Genomic DNA, 26972 nt, shown 5'->3' with positions numbered 1-26972 from the left:
TATGGCGTCTCGCTTCAATCCCTTGAAGGCGGACGCGGCGTGGCAGAAGGCGTGGGAGGAAAACCGCACCTTCGCCGCCCGCGACGATTCGCCCAAGCCGAAGTCCTACGTGCTCGAGATGTTCCCCTATCCCTCGGGGCGCATCCATATGGGCCATGTACGCAACTACACGATGGGCGACGTGCTGGCGCGCTTCCGCCGGATGAAGGGCATGGAAGTGCTCCATCCGATGGGCTGGGACGCCTTCGGCATGCCGGCCGAAAATGCCGCGATGGAAAAGAAGGTCCATCCCGGCGCCTGGACCCGCCAGAACATCGCGACGATGAAGGCGCAGCTCAAGCGCCTCGGCTTCGCGCTGGACTGGACGCGCGAGATCGCCACCTGCGAGCCCGATTATTACGGCCAGGAACAGGCGCTGTTCCTCGACCTGTACGAAGCCGGCCTGGTCTATCGCAAGGAAAGCGCGGTCAACTGGGACCCGGTCGACATGACCGTGCTCGCCAACGAGCAGGTGATCGACGGGCGCGGCTGGCGCTCGGGCGCACTGGTCGAACGGCGCAAGCTCAACCAGTGGTTCCTCAAGATCACCGATTTCGCCGACGACCTGCTCGAAGGGCTGAAGGGCCTCGAGCATTGGCCGGACAAGGTGAAGCTGATGCAGGAAAACTGGATCGGCAAATCGGAAGGCCTGCAGTTCACCTGGTCGCTGTCCAACGGCGAAGGGCTGACCGTCTATACCACGCGGCCGGACACGATCTTCGGCGCGAGCTTCGTCGCGATCGCGGCGGATCATCCAATCGCGCAGCAGCTTGCCGCGGGCAACCCCGAGGTGCAGGCCTTCATCGAGCGCTGCAAGCAGGGCGGCACCACGGCCGCCGAACTGGAGACGCAGGAAAAGCTCGGCTGGAACACCGGGCTCACCGCGCAGCATCCGTTCGACGCGAACTGGCAGGTGCCGGTGTACATCGCGAACTTCGTGCTGATGGACTATGGCACCGGCGCCGTGTTCGGCGTGCCGGCGCATGACCAGCGCGACTTCGAATTCGCTACCAAGTATCATCTGCCGATCCGCCGCGTCGTCTCCGAGGGCGACAAGACCGATCCCAAGTTCGACGGCACCGAGGCCTATACCGGGCCCGGCACGCTGGTGAACTCGCACTTCCTCGACGGCCTCGACGTCGTCGATGCCAAGCGCGAAGTGATCCGCCGCGCCGAGGAAGGCGGCTGGGGCACCGGCAGCACCGTGTGGCGCCTGCGCGACTGGGGCGTCAGCCGCCAGCGCTATTGGGGCACCCCGATCCCGATCATCCATTGCGAGGATTGCGGTCCCGTCGGCGTCCCCAAGGACCAGCTGCCGGTCTCGCTGCCCGAGGACGTATCGTTCGACGTCCCCGGCAACCCGCTGGATCGCCACCCGACGTGGAAGCATGTCGACTGCCCCAAGTGCGGCAAGCCCGCGCGGCGCGAGACCGACACGCTCGACACCTTCGTCGATTCGAGCTGGTATTTCCTACGCTTCGCCAGCCAGCCTGCGGACAAGCCGTTCGACAAGGCGGTGGCCGAGCAGTGGCTGCCGGTCGGCCAGTATATCGGCGGCGTCGAGCATGCGATCCTGCACCTGCTCTATGCGCGCTTCTTCACCCGCGCGCTGCGCCATATCGGCCGCATCGACGTGGCCGAGCCGTTCGCCGGGCTGTTCACGCAAGGCATGGTCACCCACGCCAGCTATTATCAGCTCGAAGAGCACGAGGGGCTGGAGCGGAAGGTGTATTTCGAGCCGACCCAGGTGTCGTTCCGCGCCGATGGCTCCGCCTATCTGACCGACACCGGCGCCGAGGTGACCGTCGGCCGCGTCGAGAAGATGTCGAAGTCGAAGAAGAACACCGTCGACCCGACCGAGATCGTCGACCAGTATGGCGCCGACGCGACCCGCTGGTTCGTGCTCTCCGACAGCCCGCCCGAGCGTGACCTGGAATGGAGCGAGAGCGGCATCGAAGGCGCCTGGCGCTTCGTCAACCGGCTGTGGCGCCTGTTCGACGGGCTGGAGCAGGCGGAAGGCGAGGACAAGGATCTCGACCGCAAGCTCCACCGCACCATCGCCGGTGTCGCCGAGGACATCGAGGCGCTGACCTTCAACAAGGCCGTCGCCAAGCTCTATGAGCTGACCGCCGCGATCGAGAAGGCCAAGCCCTCCGCCTCGCGCACCGCCGCGATCCGCGCGCTGGTCCGCATCGTAGCACCCATGGTGCCGCACATCGCCGAAGAGGCCTGGGCCGCCATGGGGGAGACGGGCATGATCGCCGATGCCGAATGGCCGGCGGTCGATCCGGCGCTGCTGATCGACGACGAAGTGACGATCGCGGTGCAGGTCAACGGCAAGCTGCGTGACACGCTGGTGATGCCGAAGGGTGCCGCCAAGGACGTGGTGGAGGCCGCGGCACTTGCGTCGGACAAGATCGTTCGGCTGCTCGAAGGCAACGCACCGCGCAAGATCATCGTGGTGCCCGATCGATTGGTGAACATCGTCGCATGAACAAGACCGTCGCCCTGCTCGCCCCCCTCGCCCTTACGCTCTCCGCGTGCGGGCTGCATCCGATGTACCAGGGGGGCAGCGGCGGCGCGGTGGCGACGACGCTCTCGGCGGTCGAGGTCGCGCCGATCCAGGGCCAGTCGGGCTGGCTGGTATCCAACGCGCTCAAGGACCGGCTGGCGAACAATGGCGGCGCGGCGGCGTACCGGCTCGAAGTGAAGCTCGACGACCAGATCATCGGCCTGGGCGTGCGGCGCGATGACTCGGTCTCGCGCGAGCGGCGGACGTTGCGCGCACGCTACCAGCTGATCGACCTGCGCAGCGGCCAGGTGGTGCTAGACGCCACCGCCGGATCGGACGCGGGCATCGACGTGGTCGGCTCCGAATATGCCACGATCGCCGCCGAGAAGTCGGCGCTGGAGCGGCTCTCGGGCATCGTCGCCGACCAGATCGTCGCGCGGCTGGCGCGGACGGTGCGCGAAGGCGGCGCGCGGCCCAAGTGAAGGCCAATGCGGGCCAGATCCGCGCGGCGGTAGATTCGCCCAGGCCCGATACCCGGCTCTATCTGCTCCACGGCCCCGATGAAGCCGGTGCCGCCGATCTCGCCCAGCGGCTCGGCAAGGCGCTGGGACCGGAGGTCGAGCGCATCGACATCGACATGAAGATGCTGCGCGACCAGCCCGGGCTGCTGGCCGACGAGGCGGCGTCGCTGTCGCTGTTCGGGGGCGCGCGCTACATCCGGGTTTCCAATATCGAGGAAGGCGCGGCCGAGGCGATCGCGCTGCTGCTCGGCGCCGAGCGCGCGGGCAATCCCGTGGTCGCGATCGGGCCCAACCTCAAGACCAGCGGCAAGCTGGTGAAGGCGGCGATCGCGGCGCCCAGCGCGATGGCGTTCGCCTGCTATGTGCCCGAAGGCGCGGGTGCGGCGCAGCTGGCGGGTACGATCGCGCGCGAGCACGGCCTTCGCCTCACTGGCGACGTGCCGCACCGGCTGGCACTGGCCTCGGCCGGCGACCGCGCGGTGCTGACCCGCGAGATCGAGAAGCTCGCGCTGTTCCTCGACGCCGATCCCGAGCATCCGCGCGATGCCGACGGCACGGCGCTTGACGCGATCGGCGCGGACTTGGGCGAAGGCGAGCTGTTCGGCGCGATCGAGGCGGTGCTCGACGGGCGTGTGGCGGAGGTCGGCGAGGAGCTGGCCAAGCTTGGCGAGGGCGGCGGCTCCGCGATTCCCTTGATGCGCCAGCTGGTCCGCCGGCTGATGACGCTGGCCGAACTGCGCGCCGAGATGGACCAGGGCGCCAGCGTCGACGATGCGATGGAGCGCCACCGGGTCTTCTTCAAGGAACGTCCCGCGACGGGGCGTGCGCTGCGCCGCTGGTCGGCACCGCAGATCGCGCGGGCAATCGAGCGGGTGCGGACGGCCGAACGGGCGATGATGAGCAGCGGCAGCGCGGGGGAATTGCTGGCGGAAGTGGAATGCGTGGCGATTGCCAGGGCAGCGGCAAGAGCGAAGGGCTGACCCGATCCTCCCCGGCACGGGGAGGGGGACCGCCGCCGAAGGCGGTGGTGGAGGGGCCGCCGCGGTACGCGGCGGTGTCCCCACGCTGCAGCGGAACCGCGCCTGGCGGCGCGGCCCCTCCACCAAGCCGCTGCGCGCCTTGGTCCCCCTCCCCGGCACGGGGAGGATCTGGGGATTCCCTTCCGGCTTTTCCCATGCTTCAAGCTGGGCATGCGCTATTTTGCCCTGCCCGCCCTGCTCGCTCTTCCCCTCGCCGCGCATGCGCAGCAGGCGGTGTTGTTCGACGGCGGTACGGCCGCGACCATCGTCCATGACAACGCGACCTCGGCAAAGCTGGCCGGCGAGCTGCTCGCCCGCGACATCGGCAAGCGCGCGGGGAAGACGCCGCTGGTAGCGAGCGACATCGCTACCTGCGAGAAGCTTTGCGTCGTCATCGGCCAGAAGGATTCCGCCCTCGTCCGCGCCGTCGCCGCCGATACGAAGATCGACCTCGCCGCACTGAACGGCCAGTGGGAACGCTATATCCGCGTCCTCGCCCCCTCGAAGCAGCATCCCGGCCGGTCCTACCTGCTGATCGCCGGATCGGACCCACGCGGCGCGATCTGGGGCACGGTGGATCTCAGCCGCGCGCTCGGCATCTCGGCCTGGGAATGGTGGGCGGACGTCACCCCGCGCCACGCCGACCGGCTGGTGGTCGACGGCCGCCGCCTGCTTTCCGAGGCGCCCTCGGTCCAGTATCGCGGCATCTTCCTCAACGACGAGGATTGGGGCCTCCAACCCTGGGCGGCCAAGACCTATGAGCCCGAGACCGGCGATATCGGCCCCAAGACCTATGCCCGCGTGTTCGAGCTGATGTGGCGGCTCAAGGCCAATCTAATTTGGCCGGCGATGCACGAGAGCACCAAGCCCTTCTACCAGATTCCCGGCAATGCCGAGATGGCCAAGGCGTACGGCATCGTCGTCGGCACCTCGCATGCCGAGCCGATGCTGCGCAACAACGTCCGCGAGTGGGACGAAAAGGCGAAGGGGCCCTTCAACTTCTTCACCAATCGCGACCGCATGGTCGACTATTGGCGCCGCCGCGTCGACGCGGTGAAGGCGTACGAAAACGTCTACACGATCGGCCTGCGCGGCAAGCACGACTCGGCGCTGGAGGGTGCCAAGAGCCCCGAACAGGCGCTCGCCGCCACGGCGCAAGCGATCGACCTGCAGCGCGGCCTGCTCGCAACCGCCCAAGGCAAGCCGGCGGAGCAGATCCCACAGGTGCTGACGCTCTACAAGGAAGTGCTCGACGTCTATCGCAGCGGGCTCAAGGTGCCGGAGGACGTGACCTTGGTCTGGCCGGAGGACAATTACGGCTATCTCGGCCAGCTGCCCACCGCCGCCGAGCAGGCACGCAAGGGGGGCTCGGGCCTCTACTATCACATCAGCTATTGGGGCCGGCCGCACGACTATCTGTGGTTGGCGACCACCCATCCCGCGCTGATCCGCGAAGAGCTCGACCGCGCCTGGCAGACCGGCACGCGCAAGCTGTGGGTGGTCAATGTTGGCGACATCAAGCCGGGCGAGGTGCTGGCGAGTTACTTCCTCGACATGGCCTTCGACGCCAAGCTGCTGAACAAGCCCGTGCGCGCACAGCTATACGACTGGGCGACCACGCAATTCGGCGCGCAAGGGCCCGCCGTCGGCGACGTGCTGATGGACTATTACGACCTCGCCTGGGAGCGGAAGCCCGAGTTCATGGGCTTCAGCACCGTCGAGCCCGAAACGCCGATCCGCATCGGCGACTATGTCCGCACCGGCGGCGACGAGGCGCAGGCGCGGATCGCCCGCTACCAGACGCTGCTCGACAAGGCCGAGGCGCTGGGCGCGACCATGCCCGTCGATCGCCGCGACGCCTTCTTCCAGCTGGTGCTGTACCCGGTGCGCGGGGCGGCCAAGCTCAACGAGCGCAACCTGAAGCTCGATCTCGCTGCGCTCTACGCGCGTCAGGGTCGCGCAAGCGCCAATGCGCTCGCCGACCAGGCCCGAGCCGCCCACCAGACGATCGTCGCCGACACCGCCGCCTACAATGCCCAGAATGGCGGCAAGTGGCGCGGCATCATGGACATGGCCCCGCGCCAGCTCGCCGTGTTCGCCGAGCCGCCCTACCCCAAGATCGACCTCGCGCCCGTCGCCCCCTGCGGCGCCGATGCCCGCGCGCTCGCCTTCGCGCCCGGCAAGGCCGAGACACGCACCATGACCGTCTACGGCAAGGGCGCGGTGAGCGACTGGACCGTCGAGGGACTGGACGGCGTGGAGCTGTCCGCCCGCTCCGGACGCCTCGATGCCAGCAACGGCTACGAGATGCGCGTCGCGGTGCACTATGACGGCAAGGGCCCGATCGCCGCGGGCAAGATCCGCTGCAACGGCGCGATGGTCTATCTCGAGCCGGTGCTCCAGCCCTTCCCCGCCGGCGACGCCACGCCCGAGGTGAACCACATCATTTCGCTGACCCCGGCCGACCTGAAGCTCGCCGGCACGCCCTGGGAGCGGATTGCGGAACTAGGCTCGCGCGGCGCCGTGCTGCGCAGCAAACTCGACCTGCCCTCCACCGACCGCGCCGATGCCGCCGCCCCGCTCGTCCTGCCCTTCGTGCTGGGCAACAAGGGCGATGCCGAGCTCAAGATCGTCGCCCTGCCGGTCCACGCCCTCAGCTCCGCCAACAAGCTGCGCATCGGCGTGCGGGTGGATGGCGGCGCGATCACCGTGCTGGACTATGAGACCCATGGCCGCAGCGACGAATGGAAGGCTAATGTTCTCTCCAACGCCGCGGTGCGCATGCTCAAGCTTGGCCTGCTCGCCGCGGGCGCACACAAGATCGAGGTCTTCGCCATGGACCCCGGCTTCCTGCTCGACCGGATCGACGTGCGCCTCGACAGCGCCCCCGACTTTTACGGCGCGCCGCCGAACCGCTGAGCCGCCAGCTCGGCGGCGGCGACGTCGCGCAGCCGCCGGGCGACCTCGGGGTTGATCCCCAGATCCTCTGCGGCGCGCTCGCGGGGGCCGAGGCTGCGCGGATCGCGGCCGGTGATCGCGCCGAACTCGACCAGCGCTTCCAGATAATAGCCCTCGGCGCTGGCGTGATACTGGTCCCAGGTCCACAGGCTGAACTGGCCGAACGCGAGGCCGTCATAGGGGTTGGGATCGGCAAAGCCGTCGCGGATCGCGCGGTTCCAGGCGGTGCCGACCGGCAGCACGCTGTGGATGCCAGTGCCCGGCGCCAGCCCCAGCCGGTTCGCCGCAAGCAGATCCTCGGCCATCCGCGCGATCGGCAGCCCGAACCAGTGGCCGGACTGGCGATAGGTCTGGTCGGCGCGCGACCAGGTCGCGACGAGGCTCACCTGCGCCGCCGGATTGCGCGCATGGAACAGCGCCGCCAGCTCGCGCGCCGCCGCCAGGTGCCGGGTCGGATCCCCCGGGCGTTCCGAGTCGAGCGTGCTGAAACCCTGCAGCACCACCACATCCCAGCGCCGATCGATCAGCGCACGGCGATTGGCATAGTGCCAGGCAAGGTCCTTGCCGGGCGAGGTTTCGAGGCTCACCTGCCAGTCCAGCCCGGATTCGAGCGCGAAGGTGCGGAACAGCGCGGGCACGCCGCCGATCCCCTCGCGATTGAGGTCGGTCACGCGATCGGGGCGATAGCGCATCACCGGCGAATTGGCGCCGAAGGTGAAGCTGTTGCCGACGAACAGGATCGTCTTCGCTGCCGCGGGCAGCGTCCACAGGAGACAGGCAAGCAAAAGGGCGAGGCGGCGAGCAAAGCTGGGCATAGCGCTCCTTAGCCCTCGCCCCGCCGGTTTCACAATGACCTGCGACGCAAACGTTGTTCCCTATTCGTTCATCCAGCGGTATAGCCGCGTCATGGCCGCGCCGCCCATCCGGAAGATCCTGCACATCGACATGGATGCGTTCTACGCCTCGGTCGAGCAGCGCGATGATCCGTCGTTGCGCGGAAAGCCGGTGGCGGTGGGCTCGGCCGCGGCGCGCGGCGTCGTCGCGGCGGCGAGCTACGAAGCGCGTACCTTCGGGGTGCGCTCGGCGCTCCCTTCGGTCACCGCATTGCGGCGCTGCCCGGACCTGATCTTCGTGCGGCCGCGGTTCGAGGTGTACAAGGCGGTCTCGCAGGCGATCCACGCGATCTTCGCCGACTATACCGATCTGATCCAGCCGCTGTCGCTCGACGAGGCCTATCTCGATGTGACCGAGGACCGCGGCGGGCTCGGCACCGCCTGGGCGACGGCGAAGGAGATCCGCGCGCGCATCCTCGCGGAGACCGGCCTCACCGCCTCGGCGGGCGTCTCGTACAACAAGTTCCTCGCGAAGCTCGCCTCGGACCATCGCAAGCCCAACGGCCAGTTTGCGGTGACGCCGGAGATGGGCGCCGCCTGGGTGGAGACGCTGCCGGTGTCGCGCTTCCACGGCGTGGGGCCGGTCACCGCCGCCAAGATGCAGCGGCTGGGGATCGAGACCGGCGCGGACCTGCGCGCCAAGTCGCTCGACTTTCTCCAGCAGCATTTCGGCAGCAGCGCCGAATGGTATCACCAGATCGTCCGCGGCGTGGACGAGCGGCCGGTCAACCCGAACCGGGAGCGCAAGTCCTCGGGCTCCGAAACCACCTTCAGCCGCGACTTGACCGAGGATGCGGAGATCGAGGCGGCGGTACTGGGCCAGGCCGACGACGTATGGGAATGGTGCGCGCGGACCCAGGGCTTCGGCCGCACCGCGACGGTGAAGATCAAGTACGCGGATTTCCAGATCATCACCCGCAGCCGCAGCCACACTGCCCCGATCACCAGTCGCGAACAGCTCCACGCCGCCAGCATCGCGCTGCTGCGATCGGTATTGCCCACGCCCAAGGGTATTCGCCTCGTCGGGGTTACCGTCTCCAACTTCGAGCGCGGTCTGGCGGAGCCGCTGCCGCTGTTCGGCCATGCCGACCTGTCGTAAGTGGTTCGGGATCAATGACCTGCACCTTTGGGTGCAAGGAACCTGCTTCGCGGGTCGCGCGCTTTCTCCGCACGAAAAGGGGACGTACGATGCATCCGAAGGGGCGCGACGCGCATAGCCCATGGGCGATGCCCTGGGCCGGCTGGAAGTCGGTGCTGTGGCGCAGCTGGACCGAATCCAGCGACGACAATATCGGGCTGATCGCGGCAGGCGTGGCCTTTTACGGCTTCCTCGCGCTCGTGCCGCTGCTCGGCGCGGTGGTGCTGAGCTACGGGCTGATCGCCGATCCGGTCACCGTGTTGCACGACGTGCGCGCGCTCTCCACCATCCTCCCGCGCGACATCGCGGCGGTAATCGGCGACCAGCTGCTCGGTCTCGTCCACAGCCCGGATGGCCGCAAAGGCTTCGGCATCCTGATCGCGCTGGCGATCGCGCTGTTCGGTGCGCGCAACGGCGCCGGCGCGATCATCGCGGCGCTCAACATCGCCTATGAGGAGAAGGAGAAGCGCAACTTCGTCTGGGTGAACCTCACCGCGATCGCGATCACCTTCGGCGCGGTACTGGCGGCCGTGCTTGCCGCGGGCGCGATGACCGCGCTTAGTTCGCTCGATCGGCTGCTGCCCTTCGCCCCCGATGCGCTGCTCGTCCTCGGCAAGATCGCCAGCCATGTGCTGTTGACGCTGGCGGGGGCCGCGGGCGCGGCGGCGCTGTATCGCTTCGGCCCCTCGCGGGCGAAGCCGCGCTGGACCTGGATCACGCCGGGATCGCTGCTCGCCGCGCTGCTGTGGCTGGCACTGACGCTCGGCTTCGGCGCCTATGTCCGCTATGTCGGGCGCTTCGATGCGACCTATGGCTCGCTGGGCGCGATCGTCGCGTTGCTGACCTGGCTGTATCTCTCGTCCTATGTGCTGCTGTTCGGCGCCGAGCTCAATTCGGAGCTGGAGCACCAGACCGAGCACGACACCACTACCGGCACGCCCCAGCCGCTCGGCCAGCGCCGCGCCTGGGTGGCGGACAACGTCGCCGAGTGATGTCCCCAACGGCTCGTCGCGCAGGCGGTGGCCCTGCCCGCCTTGCTTCCCCTATAGCGAGGCGATGCCCCGTCTTCCCCTGATCCCGCTGCTGCTCGCGCTGGCCTGTGTCGCGCTTCCCGTCCAGGCCCAGCAAAATGCCTTCGACCTGGTCGGGCCGGACCTCAAGCTCAGCGTCACGCGGGGGGACACGACGCTGCCGATCGGCGCGGTCCCGTCGCTCCAGCCAGGCGACAAGATCACGGCCGAAGCCGCGCTGCCGCCCGACCAGTCGGCGCATTATCTGCTGGTCGTCGCCTTCCTGCGCGGCGCGACCAACCCGCCGCCCAAGGACTGGTTCTTCGTCGCCGAGACCTGGCGCAAGAAGAAGAACAAGCTCGCGCTGACCGTGCCGGAAGGCGCCGAACAGGCCGTGTTGCTGCTCGCGCCCGATACCGGCGGCGGGTTCGATGCGGTGCGCGACGCCGTTCGCGGTCGCCCGGGCGTGTTCGTGCGGGTGGCGCAGGACCTGTTCCAGGCCTCGCTCGACCGCGCGCGGCTCGACGCGTTCGTCACCGAGATCGCGCGGATCGGCGACACCGCGCCCGAGCGGCTTGCGACTGCCGCGCCCGTGCTCGCCAATGCGCTGCGGATCAAGCTGAACGCCGAATGCCTGTCACGCCCGCGCGGGCTGCAGGCGGCCTGCCTCACCCAGAACCGCGATTCGCTGGTGCTGCAGACCCAGCGCGGCACCTCGCTGGCCGAGACGCTAACCGGATCGACCGCCGACCTCGCCTACAGCATCGCCGCGACGCCCCAGGCCGGCGGCGGCTATTACAGTTCGTACATCGGGCTGGCGCGCGACGCGGCCAAGCTGTTCGGCGCGTTCCGCAGCCCGCAATATCAATATCTGCCGGCGCTGGCGCTGGGCCGCGGCGACACGTTGAAGCTGCTGCTCAACGCCGCGCCCTCGTTCCAGAGCCCGCGTTCGGTGCTTGCCGCGCCGCTGCCGCCGATCGGGCCTGCGACGCCGCCGATCTGGCAGGCCGGCGGGCCGACGCCGGTGTGCCTCGCCAAGCCCGATCTGGTGCTGCCGCTGGAGGACGCGCCGCTCCTCTACGCCACCGATTTCGGCCGCTCGCTGTCGGTGCGGGTGACCAGCAACGAGGGTACCGCGCGCGACTTCCCCGTACTGCCCGATGTCGAGAAGGGCGGCGTGAAGCTGGACGGCGCGGTGCCCGCGGATTTGGGCACCGTCTCCAACGCAGTGCTGCAGGGGCGCTGGGGCTTCGATACGTTCACCGGCCCCCGGCTGCCCGTGCAGCTCGACAAGATGGGCGCGTGGCGCGCGGTGCCGGACAGCAATGTCGTGGTTGGGCGCGAGCATCCGCTGGTGCTACGCGGCGGCGCCGCCTTCTGCGTCAGCCAGATCGCGCTGGGCGACGCCGCCGGCACCCGCACCCCGGTGCCGTTCAAGGTGACCGGCCAGGACGAGCTGACCATGACGCTGCCGCTCAAGGACGCCAAGCCGGGTGCGCTGACGCTCAACATCGCCCGCTTCGGCAGCGCACCGCCGGACACGATCCCGCTGGCCGCGCGGCTGGAGGCGAGCCGGCTCGATCGCTTCGTGGTGCACGAAGGCGATGCCGAGGGCGTGCTGGAAGGCGCGCGGCTCGATCAGGTCGGGGGGCTCGATTGGCACGGGCTGCACTTCTCGACCGGCCCTCTGTCGCGCGGCAACGACGGCGACCGGCTGGCGATGACGGCGCCGGGCCCGGTCCCCGCGAGCGACGGCGAGGCGGTGGTGCGGCTCCGCGACGGGCGCAGCGTGAAGCTGGCGGTCCGCGCCACCGCCCCCCGCCCGGCGGCGACCCTGCTCAGCCGTGCGGCGAGCGGCAAGCCCGCCGCGGGCGCGCTGCCGATCGCCCTGCCCGATGGCGTGCTGCCCGCCGACGCCGCGATCGACTTCTCGTTCAAGGTCACTCGCGGCACGCTGGGGGATAGCGGCACCGTCGAAATCGCCGGAGCCGATGGCCCGAGCGCCCGCCTCGCCTTCCGCGATGGCGCGCTCCAGCGGGTGGGTGGCGATGTGGTGGTGGCCCATTTCGCGCCGCGCGCGCTGCTCGGCGCCGGCATTGCTGGGCCGCTACGCTATCGCCTGGTGCAGGACGCCACGCCGGGCGATTGGCAGCAGCTGGTCACCCTGGCTCGGCTGCCGGTACTGACCAAGCTCGCCTGTCCCACCGAGGGCACGCCGTGCACGCTGACCGGGCAGGACCTGTTCGTCGTTGCCGCGCTCAGCGACAAGCCGGACGTCACGAGCGCCACCGCGGTACCGCTCGGCTTTGTCGGCAGCAGCATCACGCTGCCGCGCCCGGCGGGGAAGACCTTGTACCTGCGTCTGCACGACGCGCCGGACAGCGTCGCGACGGTGGCGCTGCCCGGCTGATCGGGTTCACTGCACGCTGGGCAGCGCTGCGCGGCAATCCTCGGCGCATTCGCGGCACATCGTCGCGCAAAGCTGGCAATGTTCGTGATCGTGCCTGGCGCATTCCTCGGCGCACAGTTCGCACGCGCGGATGCACGTCTCCAGCATCGTGCGCAGCATCGCGATGTTCTGCCCCGTGCGCCGCGTCGCCAGCCGCGCGGTCGCCGCGCAGACATCCGCGCAGTCGAGGCAGGTCCGCACGCATTGCCGCATGTCCATCGCCTCGGCGACGCAGGCATCGGCACAGCTGGTGCACATCAACGAACACAGCATGGCGTGGCGCGCCGCCTTGGCGAGCGCCGCATTGGCATCGGCACCCACATTGGGGTGCAGCGCGATCATCTTTTCGAGGGACATGGGATGGCTCCTTGCTGGCCGGCATCGGTCGCATCCCCAACGGACCGCAGCCCCGAGGGTTCAGATAAATGGCCGTGGAACCAGCCCGTTGCGCCGCCCGTTATCGAACATAACAGGAACTTGAGGAGGCACTCATGGCCGAACCGCTGCACAATCCGAAGCTCGACGAACATCCCGGCTCGAACACCGAGAAAGACCCCGATGACTGGGTCTCGGGCGACGATCCGATGACCGGCGCCCAGGCGTCCTACCTCATCACCTTGCTTGAGGAAGCGGGCGAGCCGCCGATCGAGGGCGACCTCAACAAGGCCGAGGCGTCGAAGCGGATCGATGCACTGAAGGAACAGCTCGGCCGCTGAGCCGCGCCCGGCTCAGCCCGCCTTGGCGAGCGTATCGAATGCCTTGAGGCGGGTGAGCAGCGCGCGCATCTGATCGAGCGGCACCATGTTGGGGCCGTCGCTGGGGGCGGTGTCGGGTGCCTGGTGCGTTTCGACGAACACCGCCGCCACGCCGACCGCCACCGCCGCGCGGGCGAGCACTGGCACGAATTCGCGCTGACCACCCGAGCTGGTGCCCTGCCCGCCCGGCTGCTGCACCGAATGGGTGGCGTCGAACATCACCGGATAGCCCGTCTCCGCCAGGATCGGCAGCGCGCGCATGTCGCTGACCAGCGTGTTGTAGCCGAAGCTGGCGCCTCGCTCGCACAGGATGATGTTCTCGTTGCCCGTGGACGCCAGCTTACGCGCGACGTTCTTCATGTCCCAGGGCGCGAGGAACTGGCCCTTCTTGACGTTGACCGCACGGCCGGTCTGACCGGCAGCGAGGAGCAGGTCGGTCTGGCGACAGAGGAAGGCCGGGATCTGCAGCACGTCGACCACCTCGGCCACCGGCGCGCACTGGCCGGCATCGTGGACGTCTGTCAGCACCGCGCAGCCGAACCGGTCCTTCACATCGGCGAACACCTGCAGCGCGGCGTCCATCCCGATGCCGCGCGGCGCGTCGATCGAGGTGCGATTCCCCTTGTCGAACGAGCTCTTGTAAATGAAGCCGATGCCGAGTTCGGCACAAAGGCTGGTCAGCGCATCGGCCATGAAGAAGGCGTGATCGCGGCTTTCCATCGCGCACGGCCCGGCGACGAGCACGAACGGCTTGTCGTTGGCGATCTCGAGGGCACCGACCTTGACCGTCTTCATTCCCAAATCCTTCAGAACGTGCCGCAATCGGCAAGTATGGTATCCACGTCGCGGCCGCGCGCGGCCTGCATGCGGATGGTCGCTTCGTTGGACAGCACATCCCATGCCGCCGCTTCGATCTCGGGCCATAGCGCCCTCGGCACCGCAACGATACCGTCATGGTCGGCGAAGACGACGTCGCCATTGGCGATGCGCACCTCGCCCATCGTGATCGGGCGGTTCATCGCCTTCACCGTGCCTTCGTACTTGATGTCGTCGCAGGTCTGCCCGCGCGCATAGACCGGCAGCCCCAGCGCACGCACGTCCGCCGTGTCCCGCGTCGCGCCGTCGATCACCGCGCCCACCGCGCCCGACCGGATCGCGAGATTGGCGTTGAGGTCGCCGAAATAGGCGAAGTCGGGGAGTTCGGTCGCGACCATGATCACGTCGCCGGGCCGCACGAAGCGATAGGATTGCAGCGCACCGTAGATGCCGTTCCACGCGCCGCCGGGTTCGCGATCGGGGCGGTTGGGCAGCGCCGCGAGCTCAAGCGTCTTGGCGCGGCCGAGGAACTTGCCGCCGGTGGTCGGGCGCAGCGCCCTAGGCAGCACCACCCGGTGCCCGCGCTCCTTGAGGATGTCCGACAGCAGCGGCGAGGAGAGATGCGGCAGCATCGTGCGGAAGCGCGAGACTTCCGCCTGGCGGAAGCCCGCCGCCACCGTTTCGGCGATCACCAGATCATGGTGGTGGTTGATGTCGATCTGCTCGATCGGATCGAGATCGAACAGGATCGGCCGCGTGCCGAAGCGGCGCGTCGCCGGGCCCTCGCCGGTACGGCGGACGATGTAGAGACTCATCGCCTCGACGATCGTCTCCGGCAGTTCCACGCTGTTGGGGATGCGGCCGGTGCCATAGGCAGGGACCTGCCCGTCCCAGCAATATTGCTTGGCGCGGGTGACAGCGACGAGGCTGTCCGCCTCGGGATCGGCGAGCAGCCGCGCGATCGCGCGCCCGATCGTGTCGGCGGTGACGAAGGGGGCGGTGCAGAGCAGTTGCACCCAGATGTCGGCGTCCGGGCGCTGCGCACATTCCCAGGCGAACATGCCGTGCCCGTCGGTGGCATTGGTGGCGAGTTCGGCGGGGCGCTGGAGCCGGGTGACCGGCAGGTCGCTCGCCAGCTCGGCCATCGCTGCGCTCTCGGTATCGAGGCAGACTTCGCCGATCGCCGGGCAGTCGAGTGCCTGGAGCAGCTTGCGGCGGAACAGATGCTCGCCGTCGAGGATGCGGGTATTCTTGTCGGAAACGCGTTCGCTGCTGCCCTTGGCGGGGACGAAGGCAACGATCTTCAGGGGCTTAGCCATTCAACATGTCCTTGGCGTGCAGCATCCCCCGCAAAAGGCCCGCATCGTCGACCACGGGCAGGACCGAATAGCCGCCGTCGCGCTCGCGCAGCAGCAGCAAGGCGTCGCCGAGCGTGGCGGCGACGTCGATCACGCACGGGCGCGGCTGCATCACCGCGCTGGCGGGGGTATCGTAGACGTCGCGGCGGGACTGGAAGTGGCGGCGGATGTCGCCGTCGACGACCAGGCCGAGCAGCGTGCCGTCCTCCTCCACCACGCACGCAGCCCCCATCCGTCCGCGCGACATGGTGGCGAGCAGATCGGCGACGGGCGCGTGCGGCCCCACCACCGGCAGCTCGTCGCCCGTCCGCATCAGCGTGCGAAGCGGCAGCGACTGGCGGCCGAGCAGACCGGCGGGATGGTGGCGGAGGAAATCGGCGCGGGTGAAGCCGCGGCTGCGGCTGACCGCCACCGCCAGCGCATCGCCGATCGCCAGCTGCAGCGTGGTGCTGCAGGTGGGAGCCATGCCGATATGGTCCGCCTCGCACGCGGTGCTGGCGGGGATCAGGATGTCGACCGCACGGCCGATCGGGGAATCGGGTCGCCCGACCACGCCGATCAGCACGCAGGCGCGGCCCTTCAGCACCGGCAGGATGCGCAGGATCTCGTCGGTGGTGCCGCTGTTCGAGAAGAGCAGCACGACATTGCCGTCCTGCACCGCGCCCAGGTCGCCATGCGCCGCCTCCCCCGCGTTGAGCGGGAAGGCCGGGGTGCCGAGGCTGGAGAAGGTCGCCGCGACCTTGGCGGCGATCAGCCCGGACTTGCCCATCCCCAGGCAGGTCAGCGGGCTCGCCTGGCCGGCGATAATCGCGACGGCATCGGCCAGCGAGGGTGGCAGCGCTGCCTCGAACGCCTGCAGGGCGCGGCGTTCGGCGGCGATCACCGCCCCCGCCCAGGCGAGCGCGGGCACGGGACGGTCGTCGGCCGCCTGCGCGATTCGTGCATGTTTCATGCGACGCGGTCCCCGGCAGCGTGCCGCCGGCAGGATCGCGCGTCGGACAACGAGGATGCTGCCAATGCCTGCTCCGTTACGAACGTGAGGCAAGAGGCCCCATTGTGTCCCTTATAGGAACGGCCGCAGCCGGGCCGGGGCGCTGCTAGGAAAAACTTGCCTAGTACGGGGGGCGGTCGGAACCGCGGGGCCGCGTGCAGGTTGGGCGGGCATCTCCCCTAGATCCGATTTCGGAGCACGCCATGGCCGACCAGCAACGATCTTCGCGCGTGCTCACCGTGCTGGCGGCGATTCTCGCACTGGTCGGGCTGGCGATCGGTGGCGGCGGGCTGTGGCTCGCACTGCTGGGGGGATCGATCTACTATCTCCTTGCAGGCCTGGCGCTGCTCGCCACCGCCTGGCTGCTCTATCGGCGACGGGCAACGGCGCTGACGCTCTATGCGGTGCTGCTGGTCGCGACGATGGTGTGGGCGGTCGCTGAAGCCGGTTGGGACTTCTGGGCGCTCGCCCCGCGCGGCGACATCCTCGTACCGCTCGGCATCGTGCTGGCGCTGCCCTTCGTCACCCGGCGGCTCGGCTCGCCGCGCTGGCCGGGCCGCGCCTGGCCCCTGGTCGGCAGCCTCGGCATCGCGGCCGTCGTGCTGCTCGTCACCGCCTTCACCAACCCGCACGATCTGGCCGGCGAACTTCCCGGTGCGCGCGGCATCGCCCCGGCAAGCGTACTCGGCGGCACGCCCAAGGAAGACTGGAACGCCTATGGCCGGTCGTGGCGCGGCGATCGCTGGTCGCCGATCGACCAGATCACGCCCGCCAACGCCGCCAAGCTCGAAAAGGCGTGGGAATTCCACACCGGCGACCTCAAGACCGGCGCCGATCCGGACGAGTTCACCTATGAGGTAACCCCGATCAAGGTCGGCGACCGCGTCTATCTTTGCTCGCCGCACAACATCGTCTTTGCGCTCGATGCGGAGAGCGGCAAGCAGGTCTGGCGCTACGATCCGCAGATCCGCGCCTCGCAGGAGATGCAACACCTTACCTGCCGCGGCGTCTCCTACCACAGCAACGGCGCCGCGCCCGGTAGCGGCGGCATGTGCGACAACCGCCTGATCATGGGCACCAACGACGCCCGGCTGATCGCGCTCGACGCGGCGACCGGCCGCCCCTGCCCCGGCTTCGGCACCAATGGCCAGGTCGATGTCTGGCCCGGCCTGCCCGGCCAGCAGCGCGGCTGGTGGCAGATCACCTCGCCGCCGGTGATCATCGGCAATCTCGCGGTGTTCGGCGGCGCGGTCTACGACAACAAGACGACCTTCATGCCCTCGGGCGTGGTGCGCGCCTATGACGTGAACACCGGCCGCGCGGTCTGGGCGTTCGATCCGGCCAACCCGAACGATACCACCCCGAAGGCGCCGGGCACCGGCCGCTACACCCCCTCCAGTCCGAACAGCTGGACGATCGCCGCAGCCGATCCGGCGCTTGGGCTCGTCTATATCCCCACCGGCATGGCCGCGATCGACCAATGGGGCGGCCGCCGCACGCCGGAGACCGAGCGCTTCGCCACCTCGGTGATCGCGCTGGAAGCCGCCACCGGCAAGGTCCGCTGGACCTTCCAGACCGTCCATCACGATCTGTGGGACATGGACGTCCCTGCCCAGCCCGCGCTGGTCGACCTCAACCTGCCTGGCCGCGGCCGCGTGCCCGCGCTGATCCAGTCGACCAAGACCGGCAACCTGTTCGTGCTCGATCGCCGTACCGGCCAGCCGGTGGTGCCGGTACGCGAGATTCCGGTGCCGCAGGGTGCCGCGCCGGGCGATCGCACCTCCCCCACCCAGCCCGAATCCTCGCTGAGCCTGATGGAGAAGACGCGCGTCACCGATGCTGACATGTGGGGCGCGACGATGTTCGATCAGCTCGCCTGCCGCATCAAGTTCAAGCGGCTGCGCTACGAGGGCCCGTTCACCCCGCCCTCGCAGCAGGGCACGCTGGTCTTCCCCGGCAATTTCGGGGTGATGGACTGGGGTGGCATGGCGATCGATCCCGTGCGCATGGTCGCCTTTGCGCATCCCAACTACATGGCCTTTGTCGATCGGCTGGTACCGCGCAAGGAGTCGGACGCAGCCGCTCCCGGGCAGCGCGGTCCGGCCGGCGGATCGGACTTCAGCGGATCGGACATCAAGGGCTTCAACCCGAACACGGGCGCGCCGTTCGCGGTGGCGCTCAACCCGTTCCTCTCGGCGCTCGGCCTTCCCTGTCAGGCGCCGCCCTGGGGCTATGTCGCGGGCGTCGATCTGGTGAGCGGCAAGACCGTGTGGAAGCACCGCAACGGCACCTCGCGTGACCAGACCCCCGTGCCGCTGCCGTTCAAGCTGGGCGTCCCCTCGCTCGGCGGGCCGATGCTCACCGCGGGCGGCGTGGCGTTCATGGGCTCGGCGCTCGATTACTACCTCCGCGCCTATGACGTGACGACCGGCAAGGTGCTGTGGCGCGGCCGCTTGCCGGCCGGTGGCCAGGCGACGCCGATGAGCTACTGGTCTGCGAAGAGCGGCCGGCAGTTCATTGTCATCGCAGCCGGCGGCCATGGCTCGCTGGGTACCAAGCGGGGCGACTCTATCGTCGCCTATGCCCTGCCCAAGACCGCGCAATGACCGTCCTGGATCGTTACGGGCTACGTATTGATCCAGGATATGGGTTTGACTTTACCCTTGAAATACATGCCTGATCCGAAACGGGCATGATCGGCCCGGAGAACGGGGACGGGTCACTTTGCGACGCTCGCTGATCCTGATGGGTCTTACCGGCCTGCTGCCGATCGTCGTCCTCGGCTCGGCCTATGGTGCGGTCACGTTGCGCGAACAGCGCGCCGCGCTGGACCGTCAGGCGGCGCTCGCCAGCCGATCTACCGCGCGACTGGTCGGCCGCGACATTGCCGCCACGGTGGACGCGGTGAAGATGATCAGCCGCTCGCCGACGCTGGACGGCGGCATCGATCGCCCCCGCTTCACCGAGCTTGCCACCAGGCTGATGGAGGATCACGCCGACTGGGTGACGCTGAGCATCGCCGACTCGGATGGCAATCGCCTGCTCGACCTGCCCAAGCCGATCGGCGGCAAGCTGGGCAAGGTGATCGACCCGGTCAGCCTCGCACGCGCGGTGCGCACCCGTCAGCCACAGGTCGGCCATGTCATCCGCGGCCCAGGCGGCATGACTGCCTTCGCGGTACGCGCGCCAGTGCTGAGCCGAGGCGCTGTGCCCTATGTCGTCTCCGCGGTGGTGCCGATCACGGCGATGCAGCATCTGCTGTTCGCCGAGGAAATTCCCGCGGGCTGGCGGCTGCGGATCTTCGACAAGCGTGGCGCGGTGATCGCCCAATCGGGATCCGCCGAGCGCGAGACGATGCTGTCCGTCGTCACACGGGTGCCCGAATCGGGCTGGCAGGTGGAAGTGGCGGTGCCGAAAGGCAGCTTCGCCGCGCTTACCCGCCAGACCCGCATGGTGCTGATCAGCGGCGGGATCGTCGCGCTGGCCCTGTTCGCAGCGCTGACCCTGGCACTCGCGATCGAGCTGCGCCGCTTTCGCCAGCGCCAGGCGGCGACGCTGCAGGCGCAGCGGCTCGAAGCGCTGGGACGGCTGACCGGCGGCGTCGCGCACGATCTCAACAATTTGCTGACTCCGATCCTGGGCGGACTCGACTTGCTGCGCGCCCGGATCGGCGAGGATGCCAAGGCGCTCCGCTATATCGACAGCGCGACGAGCAGTGCCGAGCGCGCCCGCGCGCTGGTCGCGCGGCTCCTCGCCTATGCCAGGCGCCAGGCGCTGACGCCCGAGGCGATCGACGTCGACGCGATGCTGGCCGATCTGCACGAGCTGCTCCAGCGCTCGGTAGGGCCGACGATCACCTGCACGCTTCGCAGCGCCGCGAACCTGCCCGCGGTTCGCGCAGACCGCAACCAGCTGGAACTGGCGGTGCTCAACCTGGTGATCAACGCGCGCGATGCGATTCGGTCGGGCGGACAAGTCAGCGGCGCGATCATCGTCGAGGCGCGTCTGCCCCGCCGCGACGAGGCACGCGGGCTCGTCCGCGGCGACTATCTCGCGCTGGCAGTACACGACGACGGTTGCGGCATGGACGCGGCGACGCTGCGCCGCGCGATGGAGCCCTTCTTCACGACCAAGGCGGGCGATCGCGGCACCGGGCTTGGCCTGTCGATGGTGCATGGCTTTGCCGAGCAATCGTCGGGCCGTCTGGTGCTGGAAAGCACGCCGGGCCAGGGCACCAGCGCAACCCTGGTCCTGCCCGCAACCGACGCCCCCGCCCCGGTCCGCGACACGCCGCGCGATCGTCCGACCCGGACGGCCGAGATCCTGCTGGTCGATGACGATCCCGCCGTCCGCGAGGCCGCCGCCGAAGTGCTGCGCGCGCACGGTCACCGCGTTGCCGAGGCGGAGTCGATGAGCCAGGGCATGGCCGCGCTCGACAAGGCGCCGGGCACTGCGCTGGTCATCACCGATTACATGATGCCCGGCGGCACCGGCGGCGAGTTCATCACCCGCGCCCGCGATGCGGGGCTCCCCCAGCCCTTCCTGCTGCTCACCGGCTATACCGATGCGGCGGAGGACCTGCCCGGCGACGTGCCGCAGCTGCGCAAGCCGTTCCGGGAGCGCGAGCTGCTCGACGCCGTCGACGCGCTGCTCGGCTGATCCCTTTTCACATTTCGCCGGGTGCGGGCAGCCAGGCGGGATCGAAGCGGATGCGGCGGGGCGGCACGGGCGAAATCTTGCGCAAGGGTTCGATCTCGCCGAGCATCACGCGTTGCCCGTGCCGGGCGATCAACCCCTCGCGTTCGAGCAGCCGCATCGTCCGGTTGACGTGCACCGCCGTCAGCCCGAGCACGTCGCCCAGCAGTTCCTGGGTCAGCGGCATGTCGAACCGGCCGTTGTCCACCGCGCCGATCTTGGCCAGACGATCGTGCAAATCGAGCAGCAGCCGCACCATCCGCTCGCGCGCCGACGACTTGCCCATCGCCGCGACGATATCCATCAGCGCCAGCCGCTCGACCTGAACGGACATCAACAATAACGGCCCCACCCGCGGGTGGGCGACCAGTACCTCGCGAAGCCGCGCCAGCGGCACCGCGGCTACCCGGCATTCGGTCACCGCGGTCAGCGTATCGGCAGCGGTGTCCAGCACCATGCTGGGCGTGCCCATCATGTCGCCGGTGATATGGATCTTGACGATCTGCCGCTGGCCGCCCGGCAGCCGGACTGCGGCAGTGGCCCAGCCTTCGAGCAGCAGGTAGATCACGTCCACCGGATCGCGCTCGCGCCGGATCGTGCCACCTCGACGCACGACGATCTCCGTTTCGCCCATACCGCGCAGGATGGCGGCTTCTGCATCGCTCAACGACGCTTGTTCGTGGAATCGCGTCAACGGGTAGTTCGGCACCCCGGATGCCCCCTGTCCTGGATGTGTCCTCGCCGGCAGGACGCCGGCGACCGGAGGGGCGGCCCCAGCACTATGGGACCGCACCGCTCGCGAAACAAAGCCTAGCGGGCGGGTGTCCCACTGACAATTCCACCCTGGGGAGTATTCAACTTAACCTGTTATAGGATTTGGCTTTTCATCCATGAAGGCAGGCAATCCGTTCACACCTCCGGCAGCTGTTCCAGCAGCTTGTCCGGCGTGATCGGGAAGCTGCGCACGCGCACCCCGCAGGCGTGGTGGATGGCATTGGCGATGGCCCCTGCCGCGCCGCAGATGCCGAGCTCCCCGACCCCCTTGGCTTGGAGCGGACTGCCCGCGGGATCGCGCTCGTCGACCAATACCACGTCGAGCGCCGGCACGTCGGCATTCACCGGGACGTGGTATTCGGCGAGGTCGTGGTTGACGAGGTGGCCGTCGCGCGGATCGAAGACGAGTTCCTCGGTCAGCGCGCTGCCGATCCCCCACACCATGCCGCCCAGGCACTGCGAGATCGCGGTCTTCTCGTTGAGCGCGCGGCCCAGGCCGAAGGCGCCGGTCATCCGGCGCACCCGCGTCTCGCCGGTATAGGCGTTCACGCCGACCTCGACGAAGAAGGCGCCGTACATCGCGATGGCGAACTTCTCGTCGATCCCGCCATTCTTGAAATGGCCCGTCTCGGTGAGGTCGGTCTTGAGCAGTTCGGTGAAGGGAATCCGCCGATTGCCCGCGATCGCTTCGCCGTCCTTGAGCGTGAGATCGGTTTCCTCGACGCCGAGCTGCTCGGCGAGCTGTTCGCGAATTGCCTCGCAGGCGACCATTACTGCCGAGCCCGTGGATGCCGCGCCCCAGCTGCCACCTGAGCCCGAGCCCGGCGGGAAGCGGGTATCGCCGAGCTGGACGAGAATCTTCTCCGGCGGCAGGCCGAGCATCTCGCCAGCAATCTGGCCGAGAATGGCGTAGGTGCCGGTGCCGATATCGGTCATGTCGCTTTCGACCACCGCCGTGCCGTCGGTCGACAGCGTCACCTTCGCTTGGGCTTCGTTCAGGTTGTGGACACGGGTGGCGCTGGCCATGCCGGTGCCGATCCACCATTCGCCCTCGCGGCGCTGGAGCGGGCGGCGGTCGCTGCCGTCCCAGCCGAAGCGCTCGGCGCCGACCTTGAGGCATTCCGCCAGCCGCCGCGAGCTGTAGGGCAGGCCCTCGCTCGGATGCTGTTCTGGGATGTTGCGCAGCCGCAGCTCGACCGGATCGATGCCGCTGGCCAGCGCCAGCTCGTCCATCGCCGCTTCGAGGCACTGCATCCCTACCGCCTCGCCCGGTGCGCGGACCGAGCCCGCGGTCATCCGGTGGATGCGCGCGAGATCGATGCGCAGCGTGCGATGCTCGCCGCGATAGAGGAACTCGCTCGCCTGCGTCACCGGCTCGGCGAACTTCTCGCCGGGCAGGTTGGAGACCCAGGCCTCGTGGCCGAAGCCGTCCAGCCGCCCCTCGGCATCCGCGGCGAGGCGGATGCGCTGGCGCGTCTCGGAGCGACGCATCACCGTCTGGAAGACCTGCTGGCGGCTCATCACCACCCGCACCGGCCGTCCGAGTTCGATCGCCGCGACCGCCGCGGCGACCAGCTCGGCGCTGATGCCCAGCTTCGAGCCGAAGCCGCCGCCGACATAGGGCGAGACCAGCCGCACCTGCTCGGGCTTGATCCCGAGCGCGTCGGCGAGCTCCTTCTGGTTGTATTTGAGCATTTGCAGGCTCGAATGGGCGGTGAGCGTGTTGCCGTCCCATTCGGCGATGCTGGCATGCGGCTCCATCGCGGCGCTGGCATGGCCCTCGGTGGTGTAGGTGACGTCGACGGCATGCGCGGCATCGCGCATCGCGGCGTCGAGATTGCCCTGCTGTACCGGCTCGCCGAAGGGTTCGTGGCTGGCGTGGTTGTCCTCGGAATCGAGCGGCACCTTGGCGGGATCATCGGCACGATAGGCGATGCGCAGCCGCGTGGCGGCGTCGCGCGCCTGCTCGAAGGTCTCGGCGACGACGAGTGCTACCGGCTGGCCGAAATAATCGACCTTCTGGATCTCGCGGACCGGCGACTTGCCCGCACCGCCCTGCGCCGAGCGGGTGATCATCCGCGGATCGGCGATCACTGCCAGCACGCCGGGCATGGCCAGTACGGGACCGGACTCGATCTCGACGACTTCGCCGCGGCTGATCGTCGCTAGGACGAGCACGCCCTCCGCGCAGTCGGCGATCTTGTACTCCGCCGCATAGGGTGCGACGCCGCTGGTCTTGGCGCTGCCGTCCGGCCGGTCGAGCGGGCGGCCGATGATGCCCTGCGCCATCGCATCCAGCCGGTTGCGCTCGTCCGGCTTGTCCATCGTGTACAGGCGAGTCACAGCGTACCTCCCGTCGCTTCGCGCAGCACGGCTTTCAGCGTGCGGCGGGTGAGCGGAATCTTGAAATCGTTGCTGCCCTGCCCGCGGGCCTCTTCGAGCAGCAGTGCGGCGGCCTGATCGAACAGCGCGTCGGAGGGCGCCTCGCCTTCGAGCAGCGCCTCCACTCGCGGATCGTGCCACGGCTTGTGCGCCAGCCCGCCAAAGGCGAGCCGCGCCTTGGCGATCGCGCCGTCCTCGACATGGATCACCGCCGCAACCGAGACGAGCGCGAAGGCATAGGAGGCGCGGTCGCGGACCTTGCGGTAGAGCTGGGTTCCGCCCGCCGGCGCCGGCAGCACGACGCCGGTGATCACGTCGCCTGGTTCGAGGACGTTGTCGCGCTCGGGGGTGTCGCCGGGCAAGCGATGAAAGTCGCGCACCGGTACCATGCGCTTGTCGCCCTTGGCGCTGTGGATCTCGACCGTGGCGTCGAGCACCGACAGCGCTACCGCCATGTCGCCCGGATAGGTGGCGATGCAGGCATCGCTCGCGCCGAGGATCGCGTGGATCCGGTTGAACCCGCCGATCGCCGCGCAGCCGCTGCCGGGCTCGCGCTTGTTGCAGGCCTGGCTGAGGTCGGTGAAATAATAGCAGCGCGTCCGCTGGCAGAGATTGCCGCCGGTGGTCGCCTTGTTGCGCAGCTGGAAGGTGGCACCCGCCAGGATCGCGCGGGCCAGCACCGGATAGTCGGCACGAACACGCGGATCGGCGGCGCAGGCGCTGTTCGAGACGAGCGCACCGATGTGCAGCCCTTCGCCATGGTCCGTGATCCCGCCCAGCGGCAGGCGGTTGACGTCGACCAGCGCGGTCGGTGTCTCCACCTCCAGCTTCATCAGGTCGAGCAGATTGGTCCCGCCGGCGATCGGCTTGGCACCGTCGGCGACGAGCAGCTGTCCCGCATCGCCCAGGCCATGGGCCCGCTGATATTCGAAGGGTTTCATGCCTGCGCCTCCGCCACTTCCGCAATCGCCGCGACGATGTTCGAATAGGCCCCGCAGCGGCAGACATTGCCGCTCATCCGCTCGCGGATCTCTTCCTCGGAGAGCTTGGGGGTGCCGGCGACGTCGTCGCTGACCGTGCTGGTCCAGCCCGCCGCGATCTCGTCGAGCATCGCCTTGGCCGAGCAAATCTGGCCGGGCGTGCAGTATCCGCACTGATAGCCGTCGTGCCGCACAAAGGCGGCCTGCAGCGGATGCGGCGCATCGGGGGTGCCGAGACCCTCGATCGTGGTGACGCTGTCGCCGTCGTGCATCACCGCGAGGGTGAGGCAGCTGTTGATGCGCTGGCCGTTGAGCAGCACCGTGCAGGCGCCGCACTGGCCGTGGTCGCACCCCTTCTTGGTGCCGGTGAGGCCGGCATCGCGGCGGAGAAAATCGAGCAGACTGGTACGGGGATCGACGTCGAGCTCATGATCGACGCCGTTGATGGTGATGGGCATGCGCGGACTCCCTGGTCAGGGGGGCGAACGCGCAGGGCTCGGGATCGGTCCCGATCTGGGTTAACGAGAATGGGAGTCGGTCAGTGCCCCTTGCGCGGGATCAGGTGGAGCAACCCCGCGACCACCGCGCCGACGACCAGACCGGCCACCGCCGACCCCAGCGCATAGACCAGCCATGCGACCACGCCGCCCAACGGGCCGGTCGCGGCACCCGCCACTTCGGACCAATGGTGCAGCGCATGCGGGATCGCACCGACGCCGAATTCCTCCAGCCCGTGGAGCAGGATGCCGCCGCCCACCCAGGCCATCGCCGCCACGCCGATATGCGACAGCGCGGTGAGCAGCACCGGCATCGCCGTCACCAGCCCGCGCCCGAACCCCGCCACCGCGCCGGTCGCGCCACCGCGGCTGAGGTGCAGGCCGATATCGTCCATCTTCACGATCAGCGCGACGACGCCGTAGACGCCGATGGTGATCGCGAACGCCACCAGCACCAGCGCGCCGGCGCGCGTCACGAAGGACATGTCGGCGGGCAGCTGCGCCAGCGCGATCACCATGATCTCGGCCGAGAGGATCAGATCGGTGCGGATCGCGCCGAGCACCTGGCGCTTCTCCAGCGCCTTGGCGTCGGTGATCTCGGCAACCGCATCGGCATCGTGCGTGCCGGTGATTGCCTCAAGGATCTTCTCCGCTGCCTCGAACGAGAGATAGGTACCGCCCAGCATCAGGATCGGAGTCAGCGCCCAGGGCGCGAAGGCGCTGAGCAGCAGCGCGAGCGGCAGGATCACGACGAGCTTGTTGGCGATCGAGCCGAGCGCGATCTTGCCGATGATCGGCAGCTCGCGATCCGGCGTGAGACCCACGACATAGCGCGGCGTGACCGCGGTATCGTCGATCACCACGCCCGCGGCCTTCACCCCCGCGCGGCCCGCGGCGGCGCCTACGTCGTCGAGCGACGCCGCCGCCAGTTTCGCCAGCGCCGCGATATCGTCCAGCAATGCGACCAGGCCACCCGCCATCAAATCCCCCTCATGTTTCGCCCGGGCTAGCCGAGATGAAGCGGAAATGCACGCGGATGGCCAAGGCTCCCACCGGTGCGCGGTGCAGTCGCCACGAAACAACCGTCATCCCAGCGCAGGCGGGGATCCATTCGCCGTGCCGCCGGGGGCAGGAACCGCGGATTCAGCGCCAATAGATTCCCGCTTCCGCGGGAATGACGAAGGG

The 26972-nt window shown here is 68.9% G+C and carries 20 protein-coding genes; 10 read left to right on the top strand and 10 right to left on the bottom strand.

Annotated features, from left to right (window positions below):
* Position 1 precedes the first annotated feature (1 nt).
* The 4 genes from leuS (at position 2) to RT655_RS11250 (ending at position 7010) form a co-directional block, all read left to right on the top strand.
* Positions 2-2533, top strand: a complete 2532-nt coding sequence (leuS, locus tag RT655_RS11265; RefSeq protein ID WP_313536714.1) for a leucine--tRNA ligase — start codon at positions 2-4, stop codon at positions 2531-2533.
* Entirely contained in the window at positions 2530-3033 is a 504-nt protein-coding gene (lptE, locus tag RT655_RS11260) for an LPS assembly lipoprotein LptE (RefSeq protein ID WP_313536712.1), read from the top strand. Before leuS ends, lptE begins: the two co-directional genes overlap by 4 nt.
* On the top strand, positions 3030-4052 hold the full coding sequence (holA, locus tag RT655_RS11255; protein ID WP_313536710.1) for a DNA polymerase III subunit delta: 1023 nt from the start codon (positions 3030-3032) through the stop codon (positions 4050-4052). The genes lptE and holA overlap by 4 nt, the downstream gene beginning before the upstream one ends.
* 210 nt (positions 4053-4262) lie before the next feature.
* Entirely contained in the window at positions 4263-7010 is a 2748-nt protein-coding gene (locus RT655_RS11250; RefSeq protein ID WP_313536709.1) for a glycosyl hydrolase 115 family protein, read from the top strand.
* Here the strand turns inward: RT655_RS11250 and RT655_RS11245 are convergent.
* Positions 6986-7864 (bottom strand): PEP-CTERM sorting domain-containing protein, encoded by an 879-nt coding sequence (locus tag RT655_RS11245; RefSeq protein ID WP_313536707.1) that lies wholly within the window; start codon positions 7862-7864, stop codon positions 6986-6988. The two genes, RT655_RS11250 and RT655_RS11245, sit on opposite strands and share 25 nt — an antisense overlap.
* A 91-nt stretch (positions 7865-7955) precedes the next feature.
* Here RT655_RS11245 and dinB point away from each other — a divergent pair, with 91 nt between their 5' ends.
* From dinB to RT655_RS11230, 3 genes are all read left to right on the top strand, one after another.
* The gene (dinB, locus tag RT655_RS11240) at positions 7956-9041 is read left to right on the top strand and encodes a DNA polymerase IV (protein WP_313536705.1); all 1086 of its coding nucleotides are present in this window, start codon (positions 7956-7958) and stop codon (positions 9039-9041) included.
* Positions 9042-9130: 89 nt separating this feature from the next.
* Positions 9131-10072, top strand: a complete 942-nt coding sequence (locus RT655_RS11235; RefSeq protein ID WP_313536704.1) for a YihY/virulence factor BrkB family protein — start codon at positions 9131-9133, stop codon at positions 10070-10072.
* 64 nt (positions 10073-10136) lie between these two features.
* Positions 10137-12500 carry a hypothetical protein gene (locus tag RT655_RS11230; protein WP_313536703.1) on the top strand — a complete coding sequence of 788 codons (2364 nt, stop codon included), beginning with the start codon at positions 10137-10139 and terminating at the stop codon, positions 12498-12500.
* Between the two features lie 6 nt (positions 12501-12506).
* Here the strand turns inward: RT655_RS11230 and RT655_RS11225 are convergent, their stop codons facing one another.
* The gene (locus RT655_RS11225) at positions 12507-12896 is read right to left on the bottom strand and encodes a four-helix bundle copper-binding protein (protein ID WP_313536701.1); all 390 of its coding nucleotides are present in this window, start codon (positions 12894-12896) and stop codon (positions 12507-12509) included.
* Between the two features lie 134 nt (positions 12897-13030).
* Between RT655_RS11225 and RT655_RS11220 the strand changes: the two genes are divergently transcribed.
* Complete coding sequence (locus tag RT655_RS11220; RefSeq protein ID WP_313536700.1) at positions 13031-13255, top strand: DUF3072 domain-containing protein; 225 nt, start codon at positions 13031-13033, stop codon at positions 13253-13255.
* A 12-nt stretch (positions 13256-13267) separates the two neighbouring features.
* Here the strand turns inward: RT655_RS11220 and kdsA are convergent, their stop codons facing one another.
* From kdsA to RT655_RS11205, 3 genes are read right to left on the bottom strand one after another with little or no spacing between them, the layout of a single operon-like run.
* Positions 13268-14089 (bottom strand): 3-deoxy-8-phosphooctulonate synthase, encoded by an 822-nt coding sequence (kdsA, locus tag RT655_RS11215; RefSeq protein ID WP_313536699.1) that lies wholly within the window; start codon positions 14087-14089, stop codon positions 13268-13270.
* 11 nt (positions 14090-14100) lie between these two features.
* Positions 14101-15429 carry a cytidylyltransferase domain-containing protein gene (locus tag RT655_RS11210; protein ID WP_313536698.1) on the bottom strand — a complete coding sequence of 443 codons (1329 nt, stop codon included), beginning with the start codon at positions 15427-15429 and terminating at the stop codon, positions 14101-14103.
* The gene (locus tag RT655_RS11205) at positions 15422-16420 is read right to left on the bottom strand and encodes a KpsF/GutQ family sugar-phosphate isomerase (protein ID WP_313536697.1); all 999 of its coding nucleotides are present in this window, start codon (positions 16418-16420) and stop codon (positions 15422-15424) included. The genes RT655_RS11210 and RT655_RS11205 overlap by 8 nt, the downstream gene beginning before the upstream one ends.
* A 242-nt stretch (positions 16421-16662) precedes the next feature.
* Here RT655_RS11205 and RT655_RS11200 point away from each other — a divergent pair, with 242 nt between their 5' ends.
* A complete protein-coding gene (locus tag RT655_RS11200; protein ID WP_313536696.1) occupies positions 16663-19065 on the top strand; it encodes a membrane-bound PQQ-dependent dehydrogenase, glucose/quinate/shikimate family in 2403 nt (800 codons plus the stop codon).
* A gap of 118 nt (positions 19066-19183) precedes the next feature.
* Positions 19184-21118, top strand: a complete 1935-nt coding sequence (locus RT655_RS11195; RefSeq protein WP_313536695.1) for an ATP-binding protein — start codon at positions 19184-19186, stop codon at positions 21116-21118.
* Between the two features lie 7 nt (positions 21119-21125).
* Here RT655_RS11195 and RT655_RS11190 read toward each other — a convergent pair whose 3' ends face one another.
* From RT655_RS11190 to RT655_RS11170, 5 genes are all read right to left on the bottom strand, one after another.
* Entirely contained in the window at positions 21126-21821 is a 696-nt protein-coding gene (locus RT655_RS11190) for a Crp/Fnr family transcriptional regulator (protein WP_313536694.1), read from the bottom strand.
* A 242-nt stretch (positions 21822-22063) separates the two neighbouring features.
* Positions 22064-24253, bottom strand: coding sequence for a xanthine dehydrogenase family protein molybdopterin-binding subunit (locus RT655_RS11185; protein WP_313536953.1), 2190 nt, complete (start codon positions 24251-24253; stop codon positions 22064-22066).
* 14 nt (positions 24254-24267) lie between these two features.
* The gene (locus RT655_RS11180) at positions 24268-25251 is read right to left on the bottom strand and encodes a xanthine dehydrogenase family protein subunit M (protein WP_313536693.1); all 984 of its coding nucleotides are present in this window, start codon (positions 25249-25251) and stop codon (positions 24268-24270) included.
* On the bottom strand, positions 25248-25748 hold the full coding sequence (locus RT655_RS11175) for a 2Fe-2S iron-sulfur cluster-binding protein (RefSeq protein ID WP_313536692.1): 501 nt from the start codon (positions 25746-25748) through the stop codon (positions 25248-25250). The genes RT655_RS11180 and RT655_RS11175 overlap by 4 nt, the downstream gene beginning before the upstream one ends.
* Before the next feature lie 80 nt (positions 25749-25828).
* Complete coding sequence (locus RT655_RS11170; RefSeq protein ID WP_313536691.1) at positions 25829-26767, bottom strand: DUF808 domain-containing protein; 939 nt, start codon at positions 26765-26767, stop codon at positions 25829-25831.
* Positions 26768-26972 lie beyond the last annotated feature (205 nt).

The sequence above is a fragment of the Sphingomonas sp. genome, assembly GCF_032114135.1.
Taxonomy (GTDB): domain Bacteria; phylum Pseudomonadota; class Alphaproteobacteria; order Sphingomonadales; family Sphingomonadaceae; genus Sphingomonas.
This window is presented reverse-complemented; position numbering and strand designations above follow the sequence as displayed.